This window comes from Salinarimonas sp. (assembly GCF_040111675.1).
Classification (GTDB): domain Bacteria; phylum Pseudomonadota; class Alphaproteobacteria; order Rhizobiales; family Beijerinckiaceae; genus Salinarimonas.
In genome coordinates this window covers 630,265-649,529 of record NZ_CP157794.1, presented here as the reverse complement: position 1 = coordinate 649,529, position 19,265 = coordinate 630,265, and the positions used below count along the sequence as shown (strand labels likewise).

The following is a 19,265-nucleotide window of genomic DNA, read 5'->3' as shown; positions in this document are numbered from 1 at the left end:
ATGAACGTCGCGAGCAAGGACCCGGTCCTCACGGTGCGCGGCCTCACGGTCGCGTTCGAGACCAACGACGGGCTGATCGAGGCCGTGCGCGGCGTCGATTTCGACGTCGCCCGCGGCGAGACGGTGGCGATCGTCGGCGAATCGGGCTCTGGCAAGAGCCAGTCGATGATGGCGGCCATGGGCCTCCTCGCCTCGAACGGCCGCGCCGCGGGCTCGGCGCTCTATCGCGGGCGGGACCTCCTCGCCATGCGCGAGCGCGAGCTGAACGAGGTGCGCGGCGACAAGATCACCATGATCTTCCAGGAGCCGATGACCTCGCTCGATCCGCTCTACCGGATCGGGCGCCAGCTGGCCGAGCCGATGATCCACCATCGCGGGCTCTCGAAGAAGGAGGCCCGCGAGAAGGCGATCGCGCTCCTCGACCGCGTCGGCATCCCCGACCCGCGGCGGCGGATCGATTCCTACCCGCACGAGCTCTCCGGCGGCCAGCGCCAGCGCGTGATGATCGCGATGGCGCTCTCCAACGATCCGGACCTCCTCATCGCCGACGAGCCGACGACGGCGCTCGACGTCACCGTCCAGGCGCAGATCCTGACGCTGCTCGCCGACCTCCAGCGCGAGCGCGGCATGGCGATCGTGTTCATCACCCACGATCTCGGCATCGTGCGGCGCTTCGCCGACCGGGTCTACGTCATGCGCCGCGGCGAGGTGGTGGAAAGCGGGGGCGCGCAGGTGGTGTTCGCGAACCCGCAGCACCCCTACACGAGGATGCTGATCGAGGCCGAGCCCACCGGCGAGAAGCTCCCCCCGAACCCCGACGCGCCGGTGGCGCTCTCGGGCGACCGGGTGCGGGTGCAGTTCGAGATCGGCGGCGGCTTCCTGAAGGGCCCGCCGCACGTGCTGAAGGCGGTCGACGACGTCTCGGTGCGCCTCCAGGAGGGCCAGACGATCGGGATCGTCGGCGAATCCGGCTCGGGCAAGTCGACGCTCGGGCGCGCGCTGCTTCGGCTCCTGCCGAGCGAGGGCCGCGTCGTCTTCATGGGCCGGGACGTCTCGGCGGCGACGAAGGCCGACATGCGGCCCCTGCGAAAGCAGCTCCAGCTCGTCTTCCAGGACCCGTTCGGCTCGCTCTCGCCGCGCATGACGGTGGGCCAGATCATCACGGAAGGCCTCCTCGTCCACGAGCCCGGCCTCCCGGGCAAGGAGCGCGACCGGCGCGCCGTCGAGGCCCTGCGCGAGGTCGGCCTCGACCCGGCCATGCGCAACCGCTACCCGCACGAATTCTCCGGCGGCCAGCGCCAGCGCATCGCCATCGCCCGCGCGGTGATCCTGAAGCCCCGCGTGATCGTCCTCGACGAGCCGACCTCGGCGCTCGACCGCTCGGTGCAGAAGCAGATCGTCGAGCTCCTGCGCGACATCCAGGAGCGCTACGGCCTCGCCTACCTCTTCATCAGCCACGACCTCGCCGTGGTGCGCGCCATGTCGGACTACGTCGTGGTGATGAAGTCCGGACAGGTGGTGGAGGAAGGCCCGACCGAGCTGATCTTCGAGCGCCCCCGCAGCGACTACACGCGAAGCCTGATGGACGCGGCGTTCTCGACGGCGAATTTTCACGAAGCCGCACGGCGGGTCGCGCAGGGGGGATGAACGCGGTTCTACGTGGAGCATCACCCCTGTCATCCCCGGCCGGAGGTCGCGAAGCGACCGGAGGGGAAGGGGACGGAAGCGCAAGGACTCTCGCCGCGAAGCGGCGCATTCGGCGGCGACCAGCGGTCGCGTACTGTGTCTTCTGCAAAAATCCGATGCTAAGATCGGCGGTCATGGCACGCTGGTGATGTCTGAAGTCACCGACCCCTGGAGGGTGCATGCCATGACCGGAGAGAAGGGTAAGTCCGTCACGTTGGATGTCCAGGCGCTGCTGTCGCGGGACGAGGATTATCTGCCGCGGATGGTTCAAGCGATCGTGGAGGCGACGCTGGAGGCGGAGATGACGGCGGTGCTGAACGCGGAGAAGAGCGAGCGGACGGAGGGGCGCCGGGGCTACCGTGCGGGCTACTACACGCGCTCGCTGGTGACGCGGGTCGGGACGCTGGAGCTGCGGGTGCCGCAGGATCGGCACGGGCTGTTCTCGACGCAGCTGTTCGAGCGCTACCAGCGCTCGGAGAAGGCGCTGGTGGGCGCGCTGGCGCAGATGTACGTGCAGGGGGTCTCGACGCGCAAGGTCAAGGCGATCACCGAGGAGCTGTGCGGACACTCCTTCTCGGCCTCGGCGATCAGCGCGATCAACAAGCGTATGGACGCGGAGCTGGAGGCGTTCGCGCGCCGGCCGCTGACGGAGGCCTATCCCTACCTGATCCTGGACGCGCGCTACGAGAAGGTCCGCGAGATCGGGATCCAGAGCCGGGCCGTGCTGGTCGCGATCGGGATCGACGGGGAGGGGCGGCGCAACGTGCTGGGCGTCGAGCTCGCCAACCGGGAGAGCCGCTCGAGCTGGCGGGACTTCCTGCTCGGGCTGAAGGCGCGGGGGCTGTCGGGCGTGGAGTTCGTGGTCTCGGACGATCACGAGGGGCTCAAGCGCGCGGTGACGGAGACGCTCACCGACGCGGCCTGGCAACGCTGCTACGTGCACTTCCTGCGTAACGCTCTCGACCACGTGCCGCGCAAGCACGACGACGACTGCCTGCAGGAGCTGCGCTGGTTCTACGACCGGCGCGACCTCGCCGAGGTCCGCCAGGATCTCGCCCGCTGGCTGAACAAGTGGCAGGACAAGTACCCGAAGCTGACGCAGTGGGTCGAGGACAACGTCGAGGAGACGCTGACCTTCTACCGGCTGCCGCGCCAGCACCATAAGCATCTGAAGTCCACGAACATGCTCGAGCGCTTCAACCAGGAGATCAAGCGCCGCACGACGGTGGTGCGCATCTTCCCCGACGACGCGGCCTGCCTGCGCCTCGTCCGCGCGCTGGCGGTCGAGATCCACGAAAACTGGCTGGAGGGCACGCGCTACCTCAACATGAGCCACCTGGCCGAGCACAAGAAGGAACAGATGCGGCAGCTGGACCGCGCAGAAGCCGCCTAACGGCGGCTGGGGCGGGGCGAGCGCCCTGCTATTGAGGAGCCAGCGCTCGCCCCGCCCCCGAACCCCACCGGCGCGCCAAACCGCCACGCTTTTGCAGAAAACACTGGACGTAACTCGACCAGCCGCCTGGTCGGCGGCATGCGGCGCGCCTGCGGCGCGCTTTTCGCGCTGGGTCCCCTGCGCGCCTGACGGCGCTCCGGCCGGGGATGACAGGAGTGGTACGCGTCACCCCGCGAGCCGAGACCCCACGTCCGGAAATCCGAACGTCGGCGGCGAACCGGCGTCCGGAAACCTGGACGCCCCTATGGTAAAGCGAACCTGAACCCCAGCGAAATCAACCCCTTAGCCATCTGGCACGCCCCCTGCAGACGCCATCCGTGAATTCACGGAGGAGCTCTGCTCGTGGACCTCTCGACCGTCCTTCTCGTCAGCCTCGCCGGCTCGATCGCCGCGCCCTTCGTCGTGGCGCGGACCGGGGCCGCCGGCGGCTGGATCGCCGCGGCGCTGCCCGCCGCGCTCTTCGCCTACTTCTTCGCGCAGATCGGCGCGGTCGGCGTGGCGCCGATCGTCGATGTCGTCTCGTGGGTGCCCTCGCTCGGCATCGACCTGACCTTCCGGCTGGACGGCTTCTCGCTGCTCTTCGCGCTGCTCATCACCGGCATCGGGACGTTCGTGACGCTCTACGCGTCGTCCTACATGAGCGGAAAGCCGCCCTTCGCGCGGGCGCAGTTCCTCTTCTACATCCTGATGTTCATGACGGCGATGCTGGCCACGGTCTCCGCGGACAACCTCGTCTCGCTGTTCGTGTTCTGGGAGATGACGAGCCTGCTCTCGTTCCTCCTCGTCGGCTTCCAGAGCGAGGACGAGAAGGCGCGCAAGGCCGCGCTCCAGTCGCTCCTGGTCACCGCGGGCGGCGGGCTGGCGCTGCTGGCCGGCATCATCCTGATCGGCGTCGAGGCCGGCACCTTCTCGCTCGCGGCCATCACCGCGAACCCGGCGCCGGTGCTCGAGAGCCCGCTCCTGCCGGCGATCGTGGCCTGCGTGCTGATCGGCGCCTTCACCAAGTCGGCGCAGTTCCCCTTCCACTTCTGGCTGCCCAACGCCATGAAGGCGCCCACCCCGGCCTCGGCCTACCTGCACTCGGCCACCATGGTGAAGCTCGGCGTCTACCTGCTGGCGCGGCTCGACCCGGTCTTCGCCGGCGCGCCCTGGGTCGGCGCGACGCTCGTCGCCTTCGGCGGGCTGACCATGCTCATCGCCGCGGTGCAGGCGCTGCGCGCCATCGAGCTCAAGGCCGTGCTCGCCTACTCGACGGTGGCCTCGCTCGGCACGCTCGTCATGCTGATCGGGCTCGACGGGCCGGTCTCGTCGGTGGCGGTGGTCGGCTTCATCCTGGCGCACGCGCTCTACAAGGCGACGCTGTTCTTCTGCGCGGGCATCGTCATCCACGCGACCCACGAAACGCGGCTGCGCGCGCTCGGCGGCCTCGCGAAGCTCCTGCCGCTGACCGCGGCGGCGACGGTCCTCGCCTCGTTCTCGATGGCGGGCCTGCCGCCCTTCATCGGCTTCATCTCGAAGGAGTACCTGTTCGAGGCCAAGCTCGAATCCTCGCTGGACACGATCGCCGTGATCATCGGCGTCCTCGTCAACGCGGTGATGGTGGCGGTGGCCGGCGTGCTCGCGCTCAAGCCCTTCTTCGGGCGGGCGAAGAAGCCGTTCGAGGTCGAGCACGGCGAGCAGCCGGGGATGATCGTCGGCCCGATCCTGCTCGCGGTCACGGGCGTCGCCTTCGGCCTCGTGCCCTCGCTCGTCGCCTACGCGCTGATCACGCCGGCCGCGATCGCCATCGCGGGGGCGCCGTTCGAGGTGTCGTTCAAGCTCTGGCACGGCTTCACGCCGATGCTGGCGCTCTCGGGCCTCGTCGTCGCGCTCGGCGTCACGCTGGCCTGGTTCTGGGACCCGATCCACGTCGCGCTGCGCCGCCGGCGCGCGTTCGACGAGGTCTTCCTCGATCGCGGCTACGACCTCGTGCTCGACCGCACGATGGCGCTGGCCCGCTGGTCGACGAAGGTGCTCCAGAACGGGGACCTGCGGATCTACGCGGCCGTCGTGTCGGCCTCGGTCACGGGCCTCCTCGCCTACGGGCTCCTCGTCGGCGAGGGACCGCTGCTGCCGGCGGTCGCGGGCGAGCCGGTGCGGCCCTATCTCCTCGTCGTCTGCGCGCTGATCGTCGCGGGCTGCGTCGTCGCGGCCGCCGTGCCCTCGCTCGTCTCGGCGATCGTGGCGGTGGGCCTGTCGGGCTACGGGCTGGCGCTGGTCTTCCTGCTCAACGGCGGACCGGACCTGGCGCTGACCCAGTTCTCGGTCGAGACGCTGTTCGTCGTCATCGTGATGGCGGTGCTGCTCAAGCTGCCGATCGTGGCGAGGTCCTCGCGCACCCGGGGCGAGCGCTGGCTCGACGGGGCCGTGTCGGCCGCCTTCGCGGCCTGCGTGCTCGTCGCGACGCTGTGGATCGCGGCCAAGCCCTTCAACCCGGAGCTGACCGAGTACTTCGCCGTCACCTCGGTGCCGGAGGGCTTCGGCCGCAACGTCGTCAACGTCATCCTCGTCGATTTCCGCGCCCTCGACACGTTCGGCGAGATCGCGGTCGTCGCCTTCGCGGCGCTCGGCGCCTGGGCGCTGCTGCGCACGGGCGCGTCGGCGAAGCGCCCCCGCAAGGAGGTCTGATCCATGCGCTCCCTCATCCTCACCGCGGTGGCGCGGATCTTCTTCGCCATCATGCTCGCCGGCTCGGTCTGGGTGCTGCTGCGCGGCCACAACGAGCCCGGCGGCGGCTTCATCGGCGGCCTCGTCGGCGCGGCCGGCTTCGCGACGCTGATGCTCGCCGCCGGCGTCGAGACGGCGCGGCGCACGCTCGTGCTGCACCCCGTCGTGGTGATGGGGCTCGGCCTCGCCCTCGCCTTCGTCTCCGGCGTGCCGGGCATCGTCACGGACGCGTCCTTCCTCACCCACCAGTGGGGCTCGCTCGCGGGCGTCAAGCTCGGCACCACGATCGTCTTCGACCTCGGCGTCTACATGGTCGTCGTCGGCGGGGTCCTCTCCTTCATGTTCCGGCTCTACGAGGAGGACCCGGCATGACGCTGGTCTACGCGCTCACCATCGCGGCCTATGTCGGCTGCGGCCTCTACATGATGCTCTCGCGCCACGCGGTGCGCATGATCCTGGGGCTCACGCTGCTGACCAACGGCGCGATCTTCCTGATCTTCTTCTCGGGCCGCATCGGCGCGACCACGCCGCCGGTGATCCCCCAGGGCGCGGACGCGCTCGCGGCCGACGCCGCGAACTCCCTGCCGCAGGCGCTGGTGCTCACCGCCATCGTCATCGGCTTCGCGCTCACCGCCTTCGCGATCGCGCTGGCGCTCAAGGCCTATCGCAGCCTCGGCACGCTCGACGTGCGCGAGATGCAGGACGCCGAGCGCCTCGGCGCCCCGGACCTTCCTCTTTCCACGCCGGTGAAGAACCATGGCTGACGCCGCCACCCTCCTCGTCCTCTGGCCGGTCCTGATCCCGATCGCGACCGCCGCGATCACGGCCGCGCTGTGGCGCAGCCCGGCGGCGCAGCGCTGGATCGGGATGGCGAGCCTCACGCTGCTGCTCGTCGCCTCGCTCGCGCTCACCGCCGCGGTGATGGGCGAGGGCGTGATCGCCAAGCAGTTCGGCGACTGGGCCGCGCCCTTCGGCATCACCTTCGTGGCCGATCCGCTGTCTGCGGCGATGATCGCGATCTCGGGCGTGCTCGCCTTCGCGGTGGGGATCTTCGCGCTCTCCGACATCCGCCCGCGGCACGAGCGCAACGGCTTCCACCCGCTCTTCCACGGGCTGATCGCGGGCGTGAACGGCGCCTTCCTCACCGGCGACATCTTCAACCTGTACGTCTGGTTCGAGGTGATGCTGATCACCACGCTCGGCCTGCTGGTGGTCCAGCGCGGGCGGGCGCAGATCGACGGCGCGCTGAAATACGCCGCCATGAACCTGTTCGGCACGATCCTCTTCCTGATCGCGGTGGCGCTGCTCTACGGCGCGACCGGCACGCTGAACATGGCCGATCTCGCGCGCATCCTGCCGCAGATGGAGATGTCGCCCGGGCTGACCGCCTCGGCGCTCTTGTTCCTCGCCGCCTTCGGCATCAAGGCGGGCGTCTTCCCGCTCTTCTTCTGGCTGCCGGCGAGCTACCACACCGCGCCGATCGCGATCTCGGCCCTGTTCGCGGGGCTGCTCACCAAGGTCGGCGTCTACGCGGCCTTCCGCGTCTTCACGCTCATGTTCGAGATGGAGGGCGGGGGCCTGCGCGAGATCGTCGCCGTCGTCGCGGCGCTGACGATGATCACCGGCGTGTTCGGCGCGGCGATCCAGTGGAACGTGCGCCGGATCCTGTCCTTCCACATCATCAGCCAGATCGGCTACATGCTGATGGGGCTCGCCATCGCGACGCCCGTCGCCATCGCCGGCGCGGTCTTCTACATCGTCCACCACATCATCGTGAAGGCGAACCTGTTCCTGCTCGCGGGCGCGATCCGCAAGGCGGCGGGGACCGACGACCTGCGCAAGGCGGGGGGCCTGCTCAAGTCCCACCCCTGGCTCGCGGTGCTGTTCCTGATCCCGGCGCTTTCGCTCGCCGGCCTGCCGCCGCTCTCGGGCTTCTGGGCGAAGTTCCTCGTCATCGACGCGAGCTTGCGCGAGGAGGTCTGGTGGCTCGCCGCCGTGGCGCTCCTCGTCGGCGCGCTGACGCTGTTCTCGATGTCGAAGATCTGGATGGAGGCCTTCTGGAAGAAGCCCGTCCTCGTGCGCGCCGCGCCGCGCACGGTGCCGGTCGCCTTCGTCGTGCCGATCGTCCTGCTCGGCGCGGTGACGCTGACGATCGGCCTCTTCGCCGATCCCTTCGTCGAGTACGCCCGCAGCGCCAGCGCCATCCTCGTCGACCCCGCCGACTACATCGCCGCCGTCTTCCCCGGAGAGGCGCCGGTGCAGGCCGCCGAGACGAGTCTGCCGGGGACCATCCCGCCCGTCGAAGGAGCCGTCGAATGAGCTTCCTCCTCTCCCCCTCCCGGATCGTCGCCTTCGCGCAGCTGCTCGTGACCTTCCTGGTCGAGCTCGTGAAGTCGGCGACTCGCGTCGCCGGCGCGGTGCTGTCGCCGAAGATGGCGGTCCAGCCCGCCGTGGTCGCGGTGCCGATCGCGCTCAAGACCGATCTCGGCATCGCGACGCTGGCGAACCTGGTGACGCTCACGCCGGGCACCACCTCGCTGCACGTCTCGGAGAGCCGGGACACGCTCTACGTCCACGTCCTCGACAGCCCCTCCGCCGACGCCGTCGTCGCGGACATCAAGGGCACGTTCGAGCGGCTGATCAGGAGGATCGAGGGATGATCGAGACACTCGACGCCGCCGTCACCACCGTCGCGCTCGCGCTCACGGTGGTGCTCGCGCTCGCCATCGCGGGCGCCGCCTTCCGCATGATCGTCGGGCCCGGCTACGCCGACCGCTTCGTCGCGCTCGACATGCTCACCGGCATCGCGGTCGCGGCCTGCGCGCTCACCGCCGTCGTCACCGGGCGGCGGGAATTCCTGGACGTGGGGCTGGGCCTCGCGCTCATCGCCTTCGTCGCGACCATCGCCTTCGCGGCCTTCCTCGAGAAGAAGGAAAGGGAGACGTCATGACCGCCCTCCTCGCTCTCGCCCTCAAGCTCGTCGGCACGGGCTTCCTCGTCGTCGCGACCATCGGCGTCCTGCGCTTCGAGGACCCGTTCCAGCGCATGCACGCCGCGACCAAGGCCGGCACGCTCGGCGCCGGCCTCGTCCTTCTCGGCGTGATGCTGACCAAGGGCTCGATGGACGCGACCATCGTGGCCTTCCTGACGCTGATCTTCCTGATCGGCACGATGCCTGTGGCGGGCCACCTGCTCGGCCGCGCCGCCTACGTCTCCGGCGCGCCCCTGCGCTCGCGGGAGGACGCGCTCGCCGGCGTGCTGCCGCGCGCGACGCAGCCGCTCGAGGAGCGCACGCTGCTGGGCTTCGTCGCCCCCTCCCCCGTCGCCGCGGCCGAGACCGCGGTCCCGGCCCCGCCGCCGGAGCGGCTGCGCGACGCCGTCGCCGCGCTCGAGGAGGAGCCCTACGATTCGGGCTTCGACGGCGTGCGCTTCGCCGTGATCGCGCCGCATGCCGGCCTCGTCACCCGCCGCGCCCTGAAGCTCGCCGGCCCTCGCCGAGCCCCGCTCACCGCGGTGGCCGTGATCGACCGCGACTGCGTCGAGAGCGCCCGCGTCCCGGACGCCCGCGACGTCATCCGCACGAAGCTCGCCTCCGCCATCGAGGAGATGCGCCGGGAGACCGACGGCAGCCCCCATCCGCTGGCGCTGGCCTACGAGGAGGGCGATCCGCTCGCGCTGATCCCGGCGCTCTCCGCCGAGGGGCGGGAGCTGCTCGTGCTGCCCGCCGACGGCTGGTGCCATCACGGCGCGGGCGTGACGCTGCCCGTGTTCGAGGAGCGCCTCGCCGACAAGCTGTTCATGGTGGCCCGCAAGCACGAGGGCCCGACCCTGTTCGTCGGCTGCGAGGAGGACGCGGCGCGCAAGCGGATCGCGGTCGTGCACGACGGCTCGCGGCGCGCCCAGCGCCTCGCCGCCTGGGCGTTGAACACGCGGCTGTGGCCGGTCGAGACCGTCACCGTCGTCGGCCCGGCGAGCCGCGAGCAGATCGACGCCCTCGCCGCCGTGGCGGCGGACGCCCGCGCCGCGGTCACGCACGTCCACCGGCCGAAGGCGACCAAGGGCGCCATGCTCCCCGCGCGCTACGCCGACGCGGCCGCGGTGGTGATGCCGGACCTGCCCAAGCGGGCCTGCGCCTACGGCGGCTTCTGGCAGGACGCGCTCATCCCCGGCTGGCGCGGCGACGTGCTGGTCTGACGAGGCCGCGACAGCGACGCGGCGGGCTGGTAGAACGGCGCCATGCGCATCGCCTCCTCCCGCCGCTGGCCGCTGACGCTGCTCCTGCCGCTCGGCGTGTCGATCACCATGTTCGTCGTGGCGGTCGGCACGACGCAGGTCGGCCTCGCCATCCTCGAGAGCCGGGAGATCCGCGCGCTCGAGGCCAAGGCGACGATCTTCCTGAACGCGCTCGCCGGCGTCGTCGCCCCGCGCCTCGACGAGGGCGAGGACGCCCTCGCAGCCCTCCTCGACGATCCGCTCGCCATTCGCGAGACGCTGGTCGAGGAGAGCCTCGTCGCCCGCTGGCGCGGCCCGGACGGCGTCCTGCGCTCCGTCTCCCACGGCGAGCCCGGCGGGGAGGACATGGCCCGCGCCCTCGCCGCCATCGCCGAGGCGCCGCCGGGCGCGACGCTCTTCACCCGCGCCGAGCCCGGCGTGCGCGCCATCGTGGCGCGGGCCTTCGCGGTGGAGGACGCCCGGCTCGAGCTCGTCGCCGCCCTCGACGCCAGCGACATCGCGGCCGAGCTCTCGCGCGACGAGGCCTGGGCCATCGTCATCGACATCGGGCTCGCGACGCTGGCCGCGCTCCTCACCTTCGCCCTCACCCGGCGCGCGGTGGCGCCCCTCGACGCGCTCGCCCGCGAGGTCGCCGGGGCCGGCGCGGCGAACGGCGCCGCGAAGCCCGCGAGCGCCGAGGTCGCGCGCCTGCGCGACGCCATCTCGAAGCGCCTCGCGGCGGAGGAGGCCCGCAACCAGGCGCTCGCCGATCTCGGCGAGAAGGAGCGCGACGCGCTGCTGGCCAAGCTCGCGGCCGGCCTCGCCCACGAGGTGCGCAACCCCCTCGCGGGCCTCCTCAACGGCGTCTCGACGCTGCGCCGCTTCGGCGACAAGCCGGAGGTGCGCGCCGACACGCTCGACCTGATCGAGCGCGGCCTGCGCTCCATCGAGCGCGTCGCCGACGCCATGCTCTCGACCTATCGCCCGGCGCCGGGGCGCATGCGCTTCTCCCGCGAGGACCTGCTCGACATCCAGCTCCTCGTCGCGCCCGAGGCGCGCCGGCGGCACATCGCGCTCGACTGGGACGTCGAGGCCATGCGCCCGATCGCGGCGGACGCGGACGCGCTCAGGCAGGTCCTCCTCAACCTCCTGCTCAACGCCTGCAAGGCCTCCCCCGAGAACGGCCGGGTCGGCCTCTCCGTCGCGCAGGAGCCGGGCACGACCGGCTTCACCGTCGCCGATTCCGGCGGCGGCATGCCCGCCGACGTCCTCGCCTTCGTCGCGGACGGCCGCACGACGACGCCGGTGACCCGGGGCGAAGGCCGCGGCAAGGGTCGCGGGAAGGGGCTGGGGCTGTGGATGGTCACGCGCCTCCTCGACGATCTCGGCGGGCAGATCCGGGTCGAGAGCCGCACCGGCGAGGGTACGCGGGTGATCGTGCGCCTGCCGGTCGGCCCGGCGGACGAGAGCGCGACGGGTACGGAGACGGCGGCATGAGACACCCCGTGTCCACCTCTGTTTTTCTACGCGGCGCATTTTTGCGCGGCGAGATGGCGTGCGGGTTCGTATTCGGCTCGATCTCGCCAGGCATGCCAGAGGATGCGGATCCAGGCGCGTGCCAGGATACGGACGGCGTGGGGGTGACTGCATCCGCGCTGCCTGGCCCGCATGTAGACGTCGGCGGCCCAGGGGGAGGCATGGCGGGAGTTGTCGGCGAAGCAGGTGAGGGCGGCGCGCAGACGGTGATTGCAGGCCCATCGGAAGACGACGCCCCTGCTTTTTCCGGAGGCGTGGGTGACGGGGCAGACGCCGGCCTCCGCGGCGAGCTGGTCTGCGGTCTGGAAGCGCGCGCGGTCGTCGCCGATCTCGGCGAGGATCTGGGCGGCGTTGATGCGGCCGGCGCGCGGGAAGGACATGACGATGCGGCCGTCGGGCAGCTCGGCGACGTCGTGCTCGATGCGGGCGGTGAGGTCGCGGATCGCGGCGACGATGCGCTCGAGGGCGACGACGAGGGCGCGCACGATCTCGCCCTTGGCCTCGCTCTCGTCCCGGCCGGCGAGGCCGATCGGCGCGGCGCGCAGGCGGGCGAGGAGCTCGGCGGCGCTGCGGCGGCCGCTGTAGCGGGCCTGGGCCATGAAGGCGGCCATGCGCTTCTCGCCGAGTCGTGCGGCGCTCTCGGGCGTGGGGTAGCGGGCGAGGAAGGCGAGGGCGACGGGGCTGTCGACGTCGGCGAAGATCGCGGCGGCGCCCGGCCAGAAGCTTTCGAGCAGGCTGCGCAGCTGGTTTGCGAGGCCGACGCGCGTGGCGACGAGGTCGTCGCGCCCGCGCACGAGGGCGCGCAGCGCCTTGACCGCGTCGGAGGCCTGGCGCAGCGGGGCGAAGCGATGCCCGTCGGTGCGCAGGATATCGGCGAGCATGTAGGCGTCACCCGTATCGGACTTGCCGCCGGCGGCGCGATAGCGCGGACGGCAGGCCTTCACGACGTTCGGGTGGATCGGCACGACCGGATGGCCGGCGGCGACGAGCGTGTCGACGACGAGGCCGGACGGGCGCTCGATCGCCACCGGCATCTCGCCGACGGGCGCGATGCGCGCGAGCGCGGCCACGAGCTTGGCGAGGCCGGCGGCGGTGTGCGGGACGTCGAGGCGTGCGCGGACCGCACCCGTCTCGTCGAGGACGCAGGCCGCATGGCCCGCGCCGCCCCAGTCGAAACCAACAGTGAAAGGCATAGGCGACGTCTCCCGGTTCGGTGTACCCTCACCCGAGCCGGGAGGTCGTGCGGATCGCTCATTGGAAGGCGCTCCGGCTGGCAGGCTCAGGCGCTACACCCCGTGGTCCGTCCGGTCCTCCCGGCACCTGCCGCGCGGCGGGTCTCATACGGGCCCTCGAAGGGCAAGCGACGCCGGCCGTCGCGGCAGGCGCTCGGGCTGGCGAATACTACGCCGCTCCGCGGCTCCGCATCCGCCAGCCCGAAGGTGCACCAATGAGCGAGCGCGGGCTGATCCTCGTCATCGAGGACGACGAGATCCTGGGCCGGTCCCTGGAGCAGCGCCTCGCCCTCGAGGGCTGGCACGTGCGCTGGGCGAAGTCCGCGGCCGAGGCGCTGGCGGCCATCGCCCGGCAGATCCCCGACGCCGCCATCTGCGACATCCGCCTGCCGGACGGCGACGGCGAGAGCCTGATGCGCGACGTCTTCGCCCGCGCCGGCGCGGTGCCGACGATCTTCATGACGGCCTATGGCGGCATCGACCAGGCGGTGCGCCTCGTGCGCATGGGCGCGCGCGACTACGTGACGAAGCCCTTCGAGCTCGACGAGGTGGTGGACAAGCTCGCCGCCGCCGCCGGCCGCGGCGGCGAGGGACCCGCGCCCGCCGCGCCCACGGACCGTTTCGCCTCCTTCGGCCTCTCCCCCGCCACCGCCGCGACGCGGCGCACGCTGGAGCGCGTCGCCGACGTCGACCTGCCGGTGCTCCTCACCGGCGAGACCGGGACCGGCAAGGAGGTCGCCGCGCGCTTCCTGCACGCGACGAGCCGGCGGCGAGAGGAACCGTTCCTCGCCGTGAACTGCGCCGCGCTCGCCCCCGAGCTCGTCGACAGCGCGCTGTTCGGCCACGAGAAGGGCGCCTTCACCGGCGCGCACGAGCGCCGGATCGGCCTCGCCGAGACCGCCGGCGAGGGGACGCTCTTCCTCGACGAGATCGGCGAGCTCGACGCCGCCCTCCAGGCGAAGCTGCTCCGCCTCGTGCAGGAGCGCGAGTTCCTGCGGGTGGGCGGGGTGAAGCCGATCGCCTTCTCGGCGCGGCTGGTGTGCGCCACCCATCGCGACCTCGAGGCCGAGGTGGCGCGCCGCGCCTTCCGCGAGGATCTCTGGTACCGCATCAACGTGGTGAGCGTGCGCGTGCCGGCCTTGCGCGAGCGCCCGGCCGAGATCGCGCCGCTGCTCGAGAGCTTCGTCGCCGAGGCCGGCCCGCGCCTGCGCGGGACGCGGCTCGTGGTCTCGCCGGACGCCATCGCGGCGGCGATGGCCTACGACTGGCCGGGCAACGTGCGCGAACTGAAGAACCGGATGGAGCGCGCCGTCGCGCTGGCCGAAGGCGACACGCTCGGCCCCACCGACATTTTCCCGGACGCGAAGCTCGGCGCGTCGGCGCCGGGCGGCGCGTCGGGGGCGGAGCCGGCGGGGCTCACCCTGGCCGAGGTCCGCGAGGCGGCGGAGAAGGCGCACATCGAATCGGTGCTGCGCGCCACCGACCACGGCATCCAGGAGACCGCGGCGCGGCTCGGCGTCTCGCGCACCACCCTGTGGGAGAAGATGCGCCGGCTCGGGATCTCCCCCGAGCCGCGCTGATCCGAAACCCGGCGCCCGGCGCGGCCGTTGGCCTCGAAACCGAAAGGATCGAGGCCGCCGATGACGACGCCGCGCGACGACCAGACGAACGACGAGACCCGCGACGAGGCCCGCGACGAGACGCCCCGCCCCGATCGGCCGCGGGAGTATTCGGCCGAGCGGGCGCGCCAGGGCGAGATCATCCTCAACACGCCCACGCGCCGGGCCCTGTTCTTCGGCGGCCTGATCGCCTTCGTCCTGATCGCGCTGATCGGCGCGATCCTCGGCGTCGCCGGGTGAGGAGGCGCGCTCGCGGGGAACGCGCCCCCGCGGCGGGTCACTGCCGCAGCATCATGTCGATGCGGGACTGGCAGGTGGTCATGCCGATCTGCAGCCTCTCGCCGTCCGGCGCGCGCTGGATCAGGTGGTGGCAGTCGGAGGTGGATTCGAAGCGCGCGCCCCGGATCGCGCCCGTCGCCTGCACGTCCTGCGCCTGGCCGGCCTGCGTCTCGCCCGCCTGCGCCATCGCCTGGCCGTCCGGCGCGGCGATCGTCGCGCTCTCGGTGATGCGCGTCGCCACGGTCGCGGCGTTGGGGCCGATCGGCCTGACCTCCTCGACCTCGATCTCCCAGGAGACGTCCTGCAGCTGCGGGCCGCCCTGGTCCATCATCGAGGAGAGGCCGAAGCCCTGGAGCGCGAGCAGGTCCTCCTTGTCGAGATTGGCCACGGAGAAGGCGGTGCGCTCGTCGTCGCGATAGACCTCGCTCGACACCATGAAGACCGCGCCGTCGGCGATGGTCTCCTGGGTCCATTGCCGGATCTGCTGCGCGTCGCGGGTCTCGACCGCCTGGCGGACGTCCTCGGAGAGGCCGCTCAGGAAGTCGCGGACCTGGTCCTCGCCGAGCATCTGCATCTGGTCCTGCGCCGCGGCCGGGCCGGCGAGCAGGAGCGCCGCGAGCGGCAGCGCGCTCGCGAGGGAGGTGCGAATGGGCATGGTCGTCCTCTTTCGCTGTCGTGAAGGGGAGAGCGGCGTCGCGCGCCGCGCCCGAACGAATGCGAAGGAGGGTTGCGGGTTCCGCGAGGTCGCGGAACATGCCCCGCGGCTCAGAAGGCCAGATGCAGCAAAGGTTCCTGGTGCGCGCCGAAGCCGACCGTGCGCCCGGTCCGCGAGAAGCCGAGCGAGCGGTAGAGCGCCTCGGCCGTCCCGTTGCCCTCGACGATGCTGACATAGGCCTCGCGCGCGCCGGTCGCCGCGATCTCCTCCAGCATCAGCGCCATGGCGCGCCGCCCGTAGCCGAGGCGCTGGCGGCGGTGGTCGATGAGGAGGCGCGTGACGAAGGGCGCGTCGAGCTCGCGGTCCAGGCCCCACATGCCGAAGCCGACGGGGGCCTCCCCGGCATACACGGCCCGCGGCCGCCATTCGGGCTCGGCATAGGCCTGGGTGATGGAGAAGGCGATGGAGGCGACGCTCGGCTCGAACAGGGGCGGATAGCCGTCGCCCGGCACCCCTTTCAGCATGACGAGCGTCTGGAAGTTCTCGCGGGTCACGTCCCGCAGGCTGACGGGCGCGGGGGCGTCCGCGGGGCTGTTCATGAACCGGTCCTCGGCAATCGGCGACGCGGCGCAGATGCCACGCGGCGAGGGACGCCGCTAGGTCGGGAAAGACACGGTGGGCGCCGGGATCACTCCGCGGGCTCGGGTCGCCCCTCCCCCGCCGGCTCCTCTGAGAGCGCCCAGCCGCGCAGGCGGGCCTGCTCGACGAGGGCCATGTGCGGCGCGGTGAGCGCCGCGAGCCCGACGAACAGCACCTGCATCACCCGCGCGTCCAGCGCGACGTCGGCGAGGAAGAGCCAGGCCGCGCCGGCGAGCGCCAGCGTGCCGAGCATCGGCGCGGCCGCGATGGCCGCGAGCGCCGCGGCAGACGTGGTCCGCGCGGCGCGGGCGGTGCGCAGGATGTGGCGGGCCGAATGCATCAGGCAGAAATAGGCGGCGAAGGCGAGGAGCGGCGGCGCCAGGATCGCGACGGTCGCCGTCGCGCCGAGCTCGAGCGCGGTGCGCCCGCGGTCGCGATGCGTCTCCCACACGACGCCCAAGGCCACCAGGAGCACGAAGGGCCAGGCGCCCGCCGCGAGGGCGTCGGCGACGACGCGTGCGGGCTCCGCGCCGACCAGCAGGCCGAAGAGCCGCGCCACCTCCGCCTCGTGGAGAAGCGTCGGCAGCACGATCGGCGCGCCGCCCATGGCGATGCGGGTGAAGGGAGCCGCGCGGCCCTCGGGGTCGCCGGAGAAATGGGCCAGCGAGGCGAGGAGGAAGCCCGCGAGGAAGAGCGTCGGCGCGAGCGCCCAGGCGGCGACGACGAGAGCCGCGGCGGCCCAGTAGACCAGCCCGAACAGGCTCCAGCCCCGCCAGCCCGAGAGGCCGAGCAGCCGGCGAGCGTAGAGCGTGTCGAAGGCGCCGTGCGGCACGCCGAGCACCAGAACGAGCGCGGCGACGAGCACGATCTCCGTCGTCGGCGGCAGCGCCGGCAGGCTCGCCGCCGAGAAGCCGAGCGCCAGCGCGAGCGCGGAATAGGCGAGGCCCTGGGCGGCGATGGCGCGCTCGGCCTTCATCACGCGGCCTCCCCGAAGGCGCTCTCGGCGAGATCCGGCGCGGGGCGCGGCTCGAGACCGGCGAGGGCGCGCAGGAAGGGCATGGGCGGCAGCGCGGCGGCCATGGCGGCGGCGTCGAGGAGGGAGGGCTCGTCGCTCATGAAGCGCACGAGGCGCAGCGGCGGCGTGCGGCGGAACAGCGCCGCGAACAGGTCCGGCCCCCGCGCCGGATCGGCGGCGAGCACCTCGACGAAGAGCCGGTCCATGAAGGCGAGGAGACGCCTGTCCGGCGCGGCCGGGATCGGCGCGCCGCCCGCGAGCACGGTGGCGGCGCAGGAATCGGCCCAGGCCTGGATGCGGCGGAAGGCGTAGCCCGAGGAGGGCCGCGCGCCGCCGGCCATCAGCCCGGCGCGGACGTAGCCGGGCCCCTCGGGCGCCGGCGGCGGCGGACCGACGAGGCTCATCGGCAGAACCCCGTGCTCCTCGCGCAGGGTCGCGCCGCCGCGCCCGCCGCTCGCCTCGGCGATGGCGCGCTCGAGATCGCCGAAGAGCGCGGGCGGCGGCAGCGGGTCCGCCGCGAAGGCAGTGGCCTCGACGAGCGCCCGGTCGGGCGCGAGCGGCAGGACGTAGGTGAAGGCGACGCGGTCCGGCCGCGGGCGCGAGAAGCGCATCAGCTCGACGGTGGAGGTGTCGAAGACAGGCGCCTCCACCCGGATCTCCCGGCCGTGGAAGCTCTGCCAGAGCCGCGCGCCGCCCGGCGCGGGGCGACGGTCGGGGCGCGTGTCGACGACGGCCCGGGCGGTCAGCGCGCCCTCCGCCGTCTCGACGCGCCAAAGCCCGTCCGGCCGGCGCGCCACCGCGCCGACCTCCGCGCCGAGCGCGAGCTCGGATCGCGGCGCGGCCGCGATGGCCTCCTGCGCGGCGGCGTAGAAATCGGCGCCGCGGATCATCTGGTAGGGCGCGCCCGGCGTCTGCGCGACGCTCCCGCGCCCGTCGGCGGTGGCGACGCGCACCCGCGGCCAGGCGTGGGCGACGATGCCGTCGTGGCGGTGCGGGCGCGTGCGCCAGAAGCACCAGGTGCGGTCGTCGCGATAGGACCCGCGCGCCTCCAGGACGCAGACGCGCGGGGCGGAGGAACCCGCCTCGGCGAGGCGCTGCGCCAGGCTCAGGCCGGCGCAGCCCCCGCCGAGAACGATCAGGTCGGCGTCGGGGCGCGAGAAAGAGACCATGAGCGGATCGCTCCCGGCGTCACTCGGCCGGCTCGTGCGCACGGTGCGGGCGCTCGATCCGATCCGGATAAATCTCTCCCTGGACCGCGAGCGAGGGACCGTAGCCCTCCTCGATGGAGCGGTGGCGCGCGGCGCGCGAGAGCATGATGCCGAAGACGAGCTTCGAGGTGATGTCCGCCGTCGTGAACAGGACCTGGCGCACGACCACGGCCTCGTCCGACACCCACACCGCGGGAACGAGATAGGCGAGCGGATAGAGCGTCCAGGCGCACAGGAGCAGCAGCCAGATGCGGTTCATCTCGGTGGCGACCTGCGGCGAGAGCCGGTCCGGCGGATTGTGCGTGACGGAGTACACCAGATAGAGGATGTAGAGGTAGAACAGCGTCGAGACGCCGCCCCAGATCCAGAAGGGCGCGACCGCCTGCGTGTCGGAGAAGCCCGCGACGGCCGGCTCGTAATACTGGCCGACATAGCCGGTCCAGATCATCAGCAGGCCGGCGGTGGTGAACTTGCCCCAATTGTCCCAGAATGCGCGGCCGGTGAAGCCGAGCACGACGAGGAGCTGGGTGAGCAGCATCGGCACGTCGATCGACCAGTTGGCGTAGCGATAGCCGTTGGAGAAGATCATCCCCTCGTTCCGGGTCCAGAGACCCGCCGTGGCGTCGTAGTCGAAGCTGCGGTTCCACAAGAGCCAGAGCTGGAATATCTCCAGCGCGGCCGAGACCATGACGACCGCCGAGATGACGTTCGAGAGCCGATAGCGGGGCGCCACGTCCTTCATCGTCAGGGCGAAATAGACGAGACCCGCCAGGAACGCCGCGACCGTGAGCGCGAAGATGTGGCGGATGACGTCGAAATGCCAGTAACCGTATTCGAGGTAATTTTCGAAGTTGGGCATGGGACCTCCAGGTGGACCTCCGGGTCGGCTCGTGCTCGCCTTCGGCGCGCGCTCTCACGGCCGCGGACGCGAGGCCCACGGCGCGCAGCGGCCGCGCTCGGATTTCCGGGCCTCAACGAACGAGGATCGGCGTCGGTTGCGCCCGGGCGGGGAGATCGCAGGAAAG

18 protein-coding genes are annotated in these 19,265 nt (G+C 72.1%); 12 read left to right on the top strand and 6 right to left on the bottom strand.

The genetic code is table 11. The features are described 5' to 3' along the window. From ABL310_RS02930 to ABL310_RS02885, 10 genes are all read left to right on the top strand, one after another. Nucleotides 1-1,647 carry an ABC transporter ATP-binding protein gene (locus ABL310_RS02930; RefSeq protein ID WP_349370223.1) on the top strand — a complete coding sequence of 549 codons (1,647 nt, stop codon included), beginning with the start codon at nt 1-3 and terminating at the stop codon, nt 1,645-1,647. A gap of 223 nt (nt 1,648-1,870) precedes the next feature. Continuing rightward, nucleotides 1,871-3,079, top strand: coding sequence for an IS256 family transposase (locus ABL310_RS02925; protein ID WP_349367334.1), 1,209 nt, complete (start codon nt 1,871-1,873; stop codon nt 3,077-3,079). A gap of 402 nt (nt 3,080-3,481) precedes the next feature. Further along, the gene (mbhE, locus tag ABL310_RS02920; RefSeq protein ID WP_349370222.1) at nt 3,482-5,806 is read left to right on the top strand and encodes a hydrogen gas-evolving membrane-bound hydrogenase subunit E; all 2,325 of its coding nucleotides are present in this window, start codon (nt 3,482-3,484) and stop codon (nt 5,804-5,806) included. 3 nt (nt 5,807-5,809) lie between these two features. Beyond that, the gene (locus ABL310_RS02915) at nt 5,810-6,217 is read left to right on the top strand and encodes an MnhB domain-containing protein (protein ID WP_349370221.1); all 408 of its coding nucleotides are present in this window, start codon (nt 5,810-5,812) and stop codon (nt 6,215-6,217) included. Further along, nucleotides 6,214-6,609: an NADH-quinone oxidoreductase subunit K gene (locus ABL310_RS02910; RefSeq protein ID WP_349370220.1), complete on the top strand. Its 396-nt coding sequence runs from the start codon at nt 6,214-6,216 to the stop codon at nt 6,607-6,609. Before ABL310_RS02915 ends, ABL310_RS02910 begins: the two co-directional genes overlap by 4 nt. After that, nucleotides 6,602-8,164 carry a Na+/H+ antiporter subunit D gene (locus ABL310_RS02905; RefSeq protein WP_349370219.1) on the top strand — a complete coding sequence of 521 codons (1,563 nt, stop codon included), beginning with the start codon at nt 6,602-6,604 and terminating at the stop codon, nt 8,162-8,164. The genes ABL310_RS02910 and ABL310_RS02905 overlap by 8 nt, the downstream gene beginning before the upstream one ends. Beyond that, nucleotides 8,161-8,505 (top strand): Na+/H+ antiporter subunit E, encoded by a 345-nt coding sequence (locus ABL310_RS02900; protein WP_349370218.1) that lies wholly within the window; start codon nt 8,161-8,163, stop codon nt 8,503-8,505. The genes ABL310_RS02905 and ABL310_RS02900 overlap by 4 nt, the downstream gene beginning before the upstream one ends. Then, on the top strand, nt 8,502-8,795 hold the full coding sequence (locus ABL310_RS02895; RefSeq protein ID WP_349370217.1) for a monovalent cation/H+ antiporter complex subunit F: 294 nt from the start codon (nt 8,502-8,504) through the stop codon (nt 8,793-8,795). Before ABL310_RS02900 ends, ABL310_RS02895 begins: the two co-directional genes overlap by 4 nt. Then, nucleotides 8,792-10,039 (top strand): monovalent cation/H(+) antiporter subunit G, encoded by a 1,248-nt coding sequence (mnhG, locus tag ABL310_RS02890; RefSeq protein ID WP_349370216.1) that lies wholly within the window; start codon nt 8,792-8,794, stop codon nt 10,037-10,039. Before ABL310_RS02895 ends, mnhG begins: the two co-directional genes overlap by 4 nt. A gap of 42 nt (nt 10,040-10,081) precedes the next feature. Further along, complete coding sequence (locus tag ABL310_RS02885) at nt 10,082-11,554, top strand: HAMP domain-containing sensor histidine kinase (protein WP_349370215.1); 1,473 nt, start codon at nt 10,082-10,084, stop codon at nt 11,552-11,554. A gap of 26 nt (nt 11,555-11,580) precedes the next feature. Here ABL310_RS02885 and ABL310_RS02880 read toward each other — a convergent pair whose 3' ends face one another. Then, nucleotides 11,581-12,786, bottom strand: coding sequence for an IS110 family transposase (locus ABL310_RS02880; RefSeq protein ID WP_349367535.1), 1,206 nt, complete (start codon nt 12,784-12,786; stop codon nt 11,581-11,583). Between the two features lie 254 nt (nt 12,787-13,040). On the opposite strand from ABL310_RS02880, the gene ABL310_RS02875 reads away from it, so the two are divergent. Then, nucleotides 13,041-14,405: a sigma-54 dependent transcriptional regulator gene (locus ABL310_RS02875; RefSeq protein ID WP_349370214.1), complete on the top strand. Its 1,365-nt coding sequence runs from the start codon at nt 13,041-13,043 to the stop codon at nt 14,403-14,405. Nucleotides 14,406-14,465: 60 nt separating this feature from the next. After that, on the top strand, nt 14,466-14,684 hold the full coding sequence (locus ABL310_RS02870; RefSeq protein ID WP_349370213.1) for a hypothetical protein: 219 nt from the start codon (nt 14,466-14,468) through the stop codon (nt 14,682-14,684). 37 nt (nt 14,685-14,721) lie between these two features. Here the strand turns inward: ABL310_RS02870 and ABL310_RS02865 are convergent, their stop codons facing one another. The 5 genes from ABL310_RS02865 to ABL310_RS02845 form a co-directional block, all read right to left on the bottom strand. After that, nucleotides 14,722-15,378, bottom strand: a complete 657-nt coding sequence (locus ABL310_RS02865; protein WP_349370212.1) for a hypothetical protein — start codon at nt 15,376-15,378, stop codon at nt 14,722-14,724. Between the two features lie 110 nt (nt 15,379-15,488). Next, on the bottom strand, nt 15,489-15,977 hold the full coding sequence (locus ABL310_RS02860; RefSeq protein WP_349370211.1) for a GNAT family N-acetyltransferase: 489 nt from the start codon (nt 15,975-15,977) through the stop codon (nt 15,489-15,491). 89 nt (nt 15,978-16,066) lie between these two features. Beyond that, nucleotides 16,067-16,993 carry a Brp/Blh family beta-carotene 15,15'-dioxygenase gene (locus ABL310_RS02855; RefSeq protein ID WP_349370210.1) on the bottom strand — a complete coding sequence of 309 codons (927 nt, stop codon included), beginning with the start codon at nt 16,991-16,993 and terminating at the stop codon, nt 16,067-16,069. After that, nucleotides 16,993-18,201 (bottom strand): lycopene cyclase family protein, encoded by a 1,209-nt coding sequence (locus ABL310_RS02850; protein ID WP_349370209.1) that lies wholly within the window; start codon nt 18,199-18,201, stop codon nt 16,993-16,995. The genes ABL310_RS02855 and ABL310_RS02850 overlap by 1 nt, the downstream gene beginning before the upstream one ends. Nucleotides 18,202-18,220: 19 nt before the next feature. Then, complete coding sequence (locus ABL310_RS02845; RefSeq protein ID WP_349370208.1) at nt 18,221-19,099, bottom strand: bacteriorhodopsin; 879 nt, start codon at nt 19,097-19,099, stop codon at nt 18,221-18,223. Nucleotides 19,100-19,265: the final 166 nt, after the last annotated feature.

What these genes read in the sequence shown, in the direction of transcription:
- ABL310_RS02930 (WP_349370223.1), top strand. Translation starts at nt 1, where the DNA reads ATGAACGTCGCGAGCAAGGACCCGGTCCTCACGGTGCGCGGCCTCACG.
- ABL310_RS02925 (WP_349367334.1), top strand. Translation starts at nt 1,871, where the DNA reads ATGACCGGAGAGAAGGGTAAGTCCGTCACGTTGGATGTCCAGGCGCTG.
- ABL310_RS02915 (WP_349370221.1), top strand. Translation starts at nt 5,810, where the DNA reads ATGCGCTCCCTCATCCTCACCGCGGTGGCGCGGATCTTCTTCGCCATC.
- ABL310_RS02910 (WP_349370220.1), top strand. Translation starts at nt 6,214, where the DNA reads ATGACGCTGGTCTACGCGCTCACCATCGCGGCCTATGTCGGCTGCGGC.
- ABL310_RS02905 (WP_349370219.1), top strand. Translation starts at nt 6,602, where the DNA reads ATGGCTGACGCCGCCACCCTCCTCGTCCTCTGGCCGGTCCTGATCCCG.
- ABL310_RS02900 (WP_349370218.1), top strand. Translation starts at nt 8,161, where the DNA reads ATGAGCTTCCTCCTCTCCCCCTCCCGGATCGTCGCCTTCGCGCAGCTG.
- ABL310_RS02895 (WP_349370217.1), top strand. Translation starts at nt 8,502, where the DNA reads ATGATCGAGACACTCGACGCCGCCGTCACCACCGTCGCGCTCGCGCTC.
- mnhG (WP_349370216.1), top strand. Translation starts at nt 8,792, where the DNA reads ATGACCGCCCTCCTCGCTCTCGCCCTCAAGCTCGTCGGCACGGGCTTC.
- ABL310_RS02885 (WP_349370215.1), top strand. Translation starts at nt 10,082, where the DNA reads ATGCGCATCGCCTCCTCCCGCCGCTGGCCGCTGACGCTGCTCCTGCCG.
- ABL310_RS02880 (WP_349367535.1), bottom strand. Translation starts at nt 12,786, where the DNA reads ATGCCTTTCACTGTTGGTTTCGACTGGGGCGGCGCGGGCCATGCGGCC.
- ABL310_RS02875 (WP_349370214.1), top strand. Translation starts at nt 13,041, where the DNA reads ATGAGCGAGCGCGGGCTGATCCTCGTCATCGAGGACGACGAGATCCTG.
- ABL310_RS02870 (WP_349370213.1), top strand. Translation starts at nt 14,466, where the DNA reads ATGACGACGCCGCGCGACGACCAGACGAACGACGAGACCCGCGACGAG.
- ABL310_RS02865 (WP_349370212.1), bottom strand. Translation starts at nt 15,378, where the DNA reads ATGCCCATTCGCACCTCCCTCGCGAGCGCGCTGCCGCTCGCGGCGCTC.
- ABL310_RS02860 (WP_349370211.1), bottom strand. Translation starts at nt 15,977, where the DNA reads ATGAACAGCCCCGCGGACGCCCCCGCGCCCGTCAGCCTGCGGGACGTG.
- ABL310_RS02855 (WP_349370210.1), bottom strand. Translation starts at nt 16,993, where the DNA reads ATGAAGGCCGAGCGCGCCATCGCCGCCCAGGGCCTCGCCTATTCCGCG.
- ABL310_RS02850 (WP_349370209.1), bottom strand. Translation starts at nt 18,201, where the DNA reads ATGGTCTCTTTCTCGCGCCCCGACGCCGACCTGATCGTTCTCGGCGGG.
- ABL310_RS02845 (WP_349370208.1), bottom strand. Translation starts at nt 19,099, where the DNA reads ATGCCCAACTTCGAAAATTACCTCGAATACGGTTACTGGCATTTCGAC.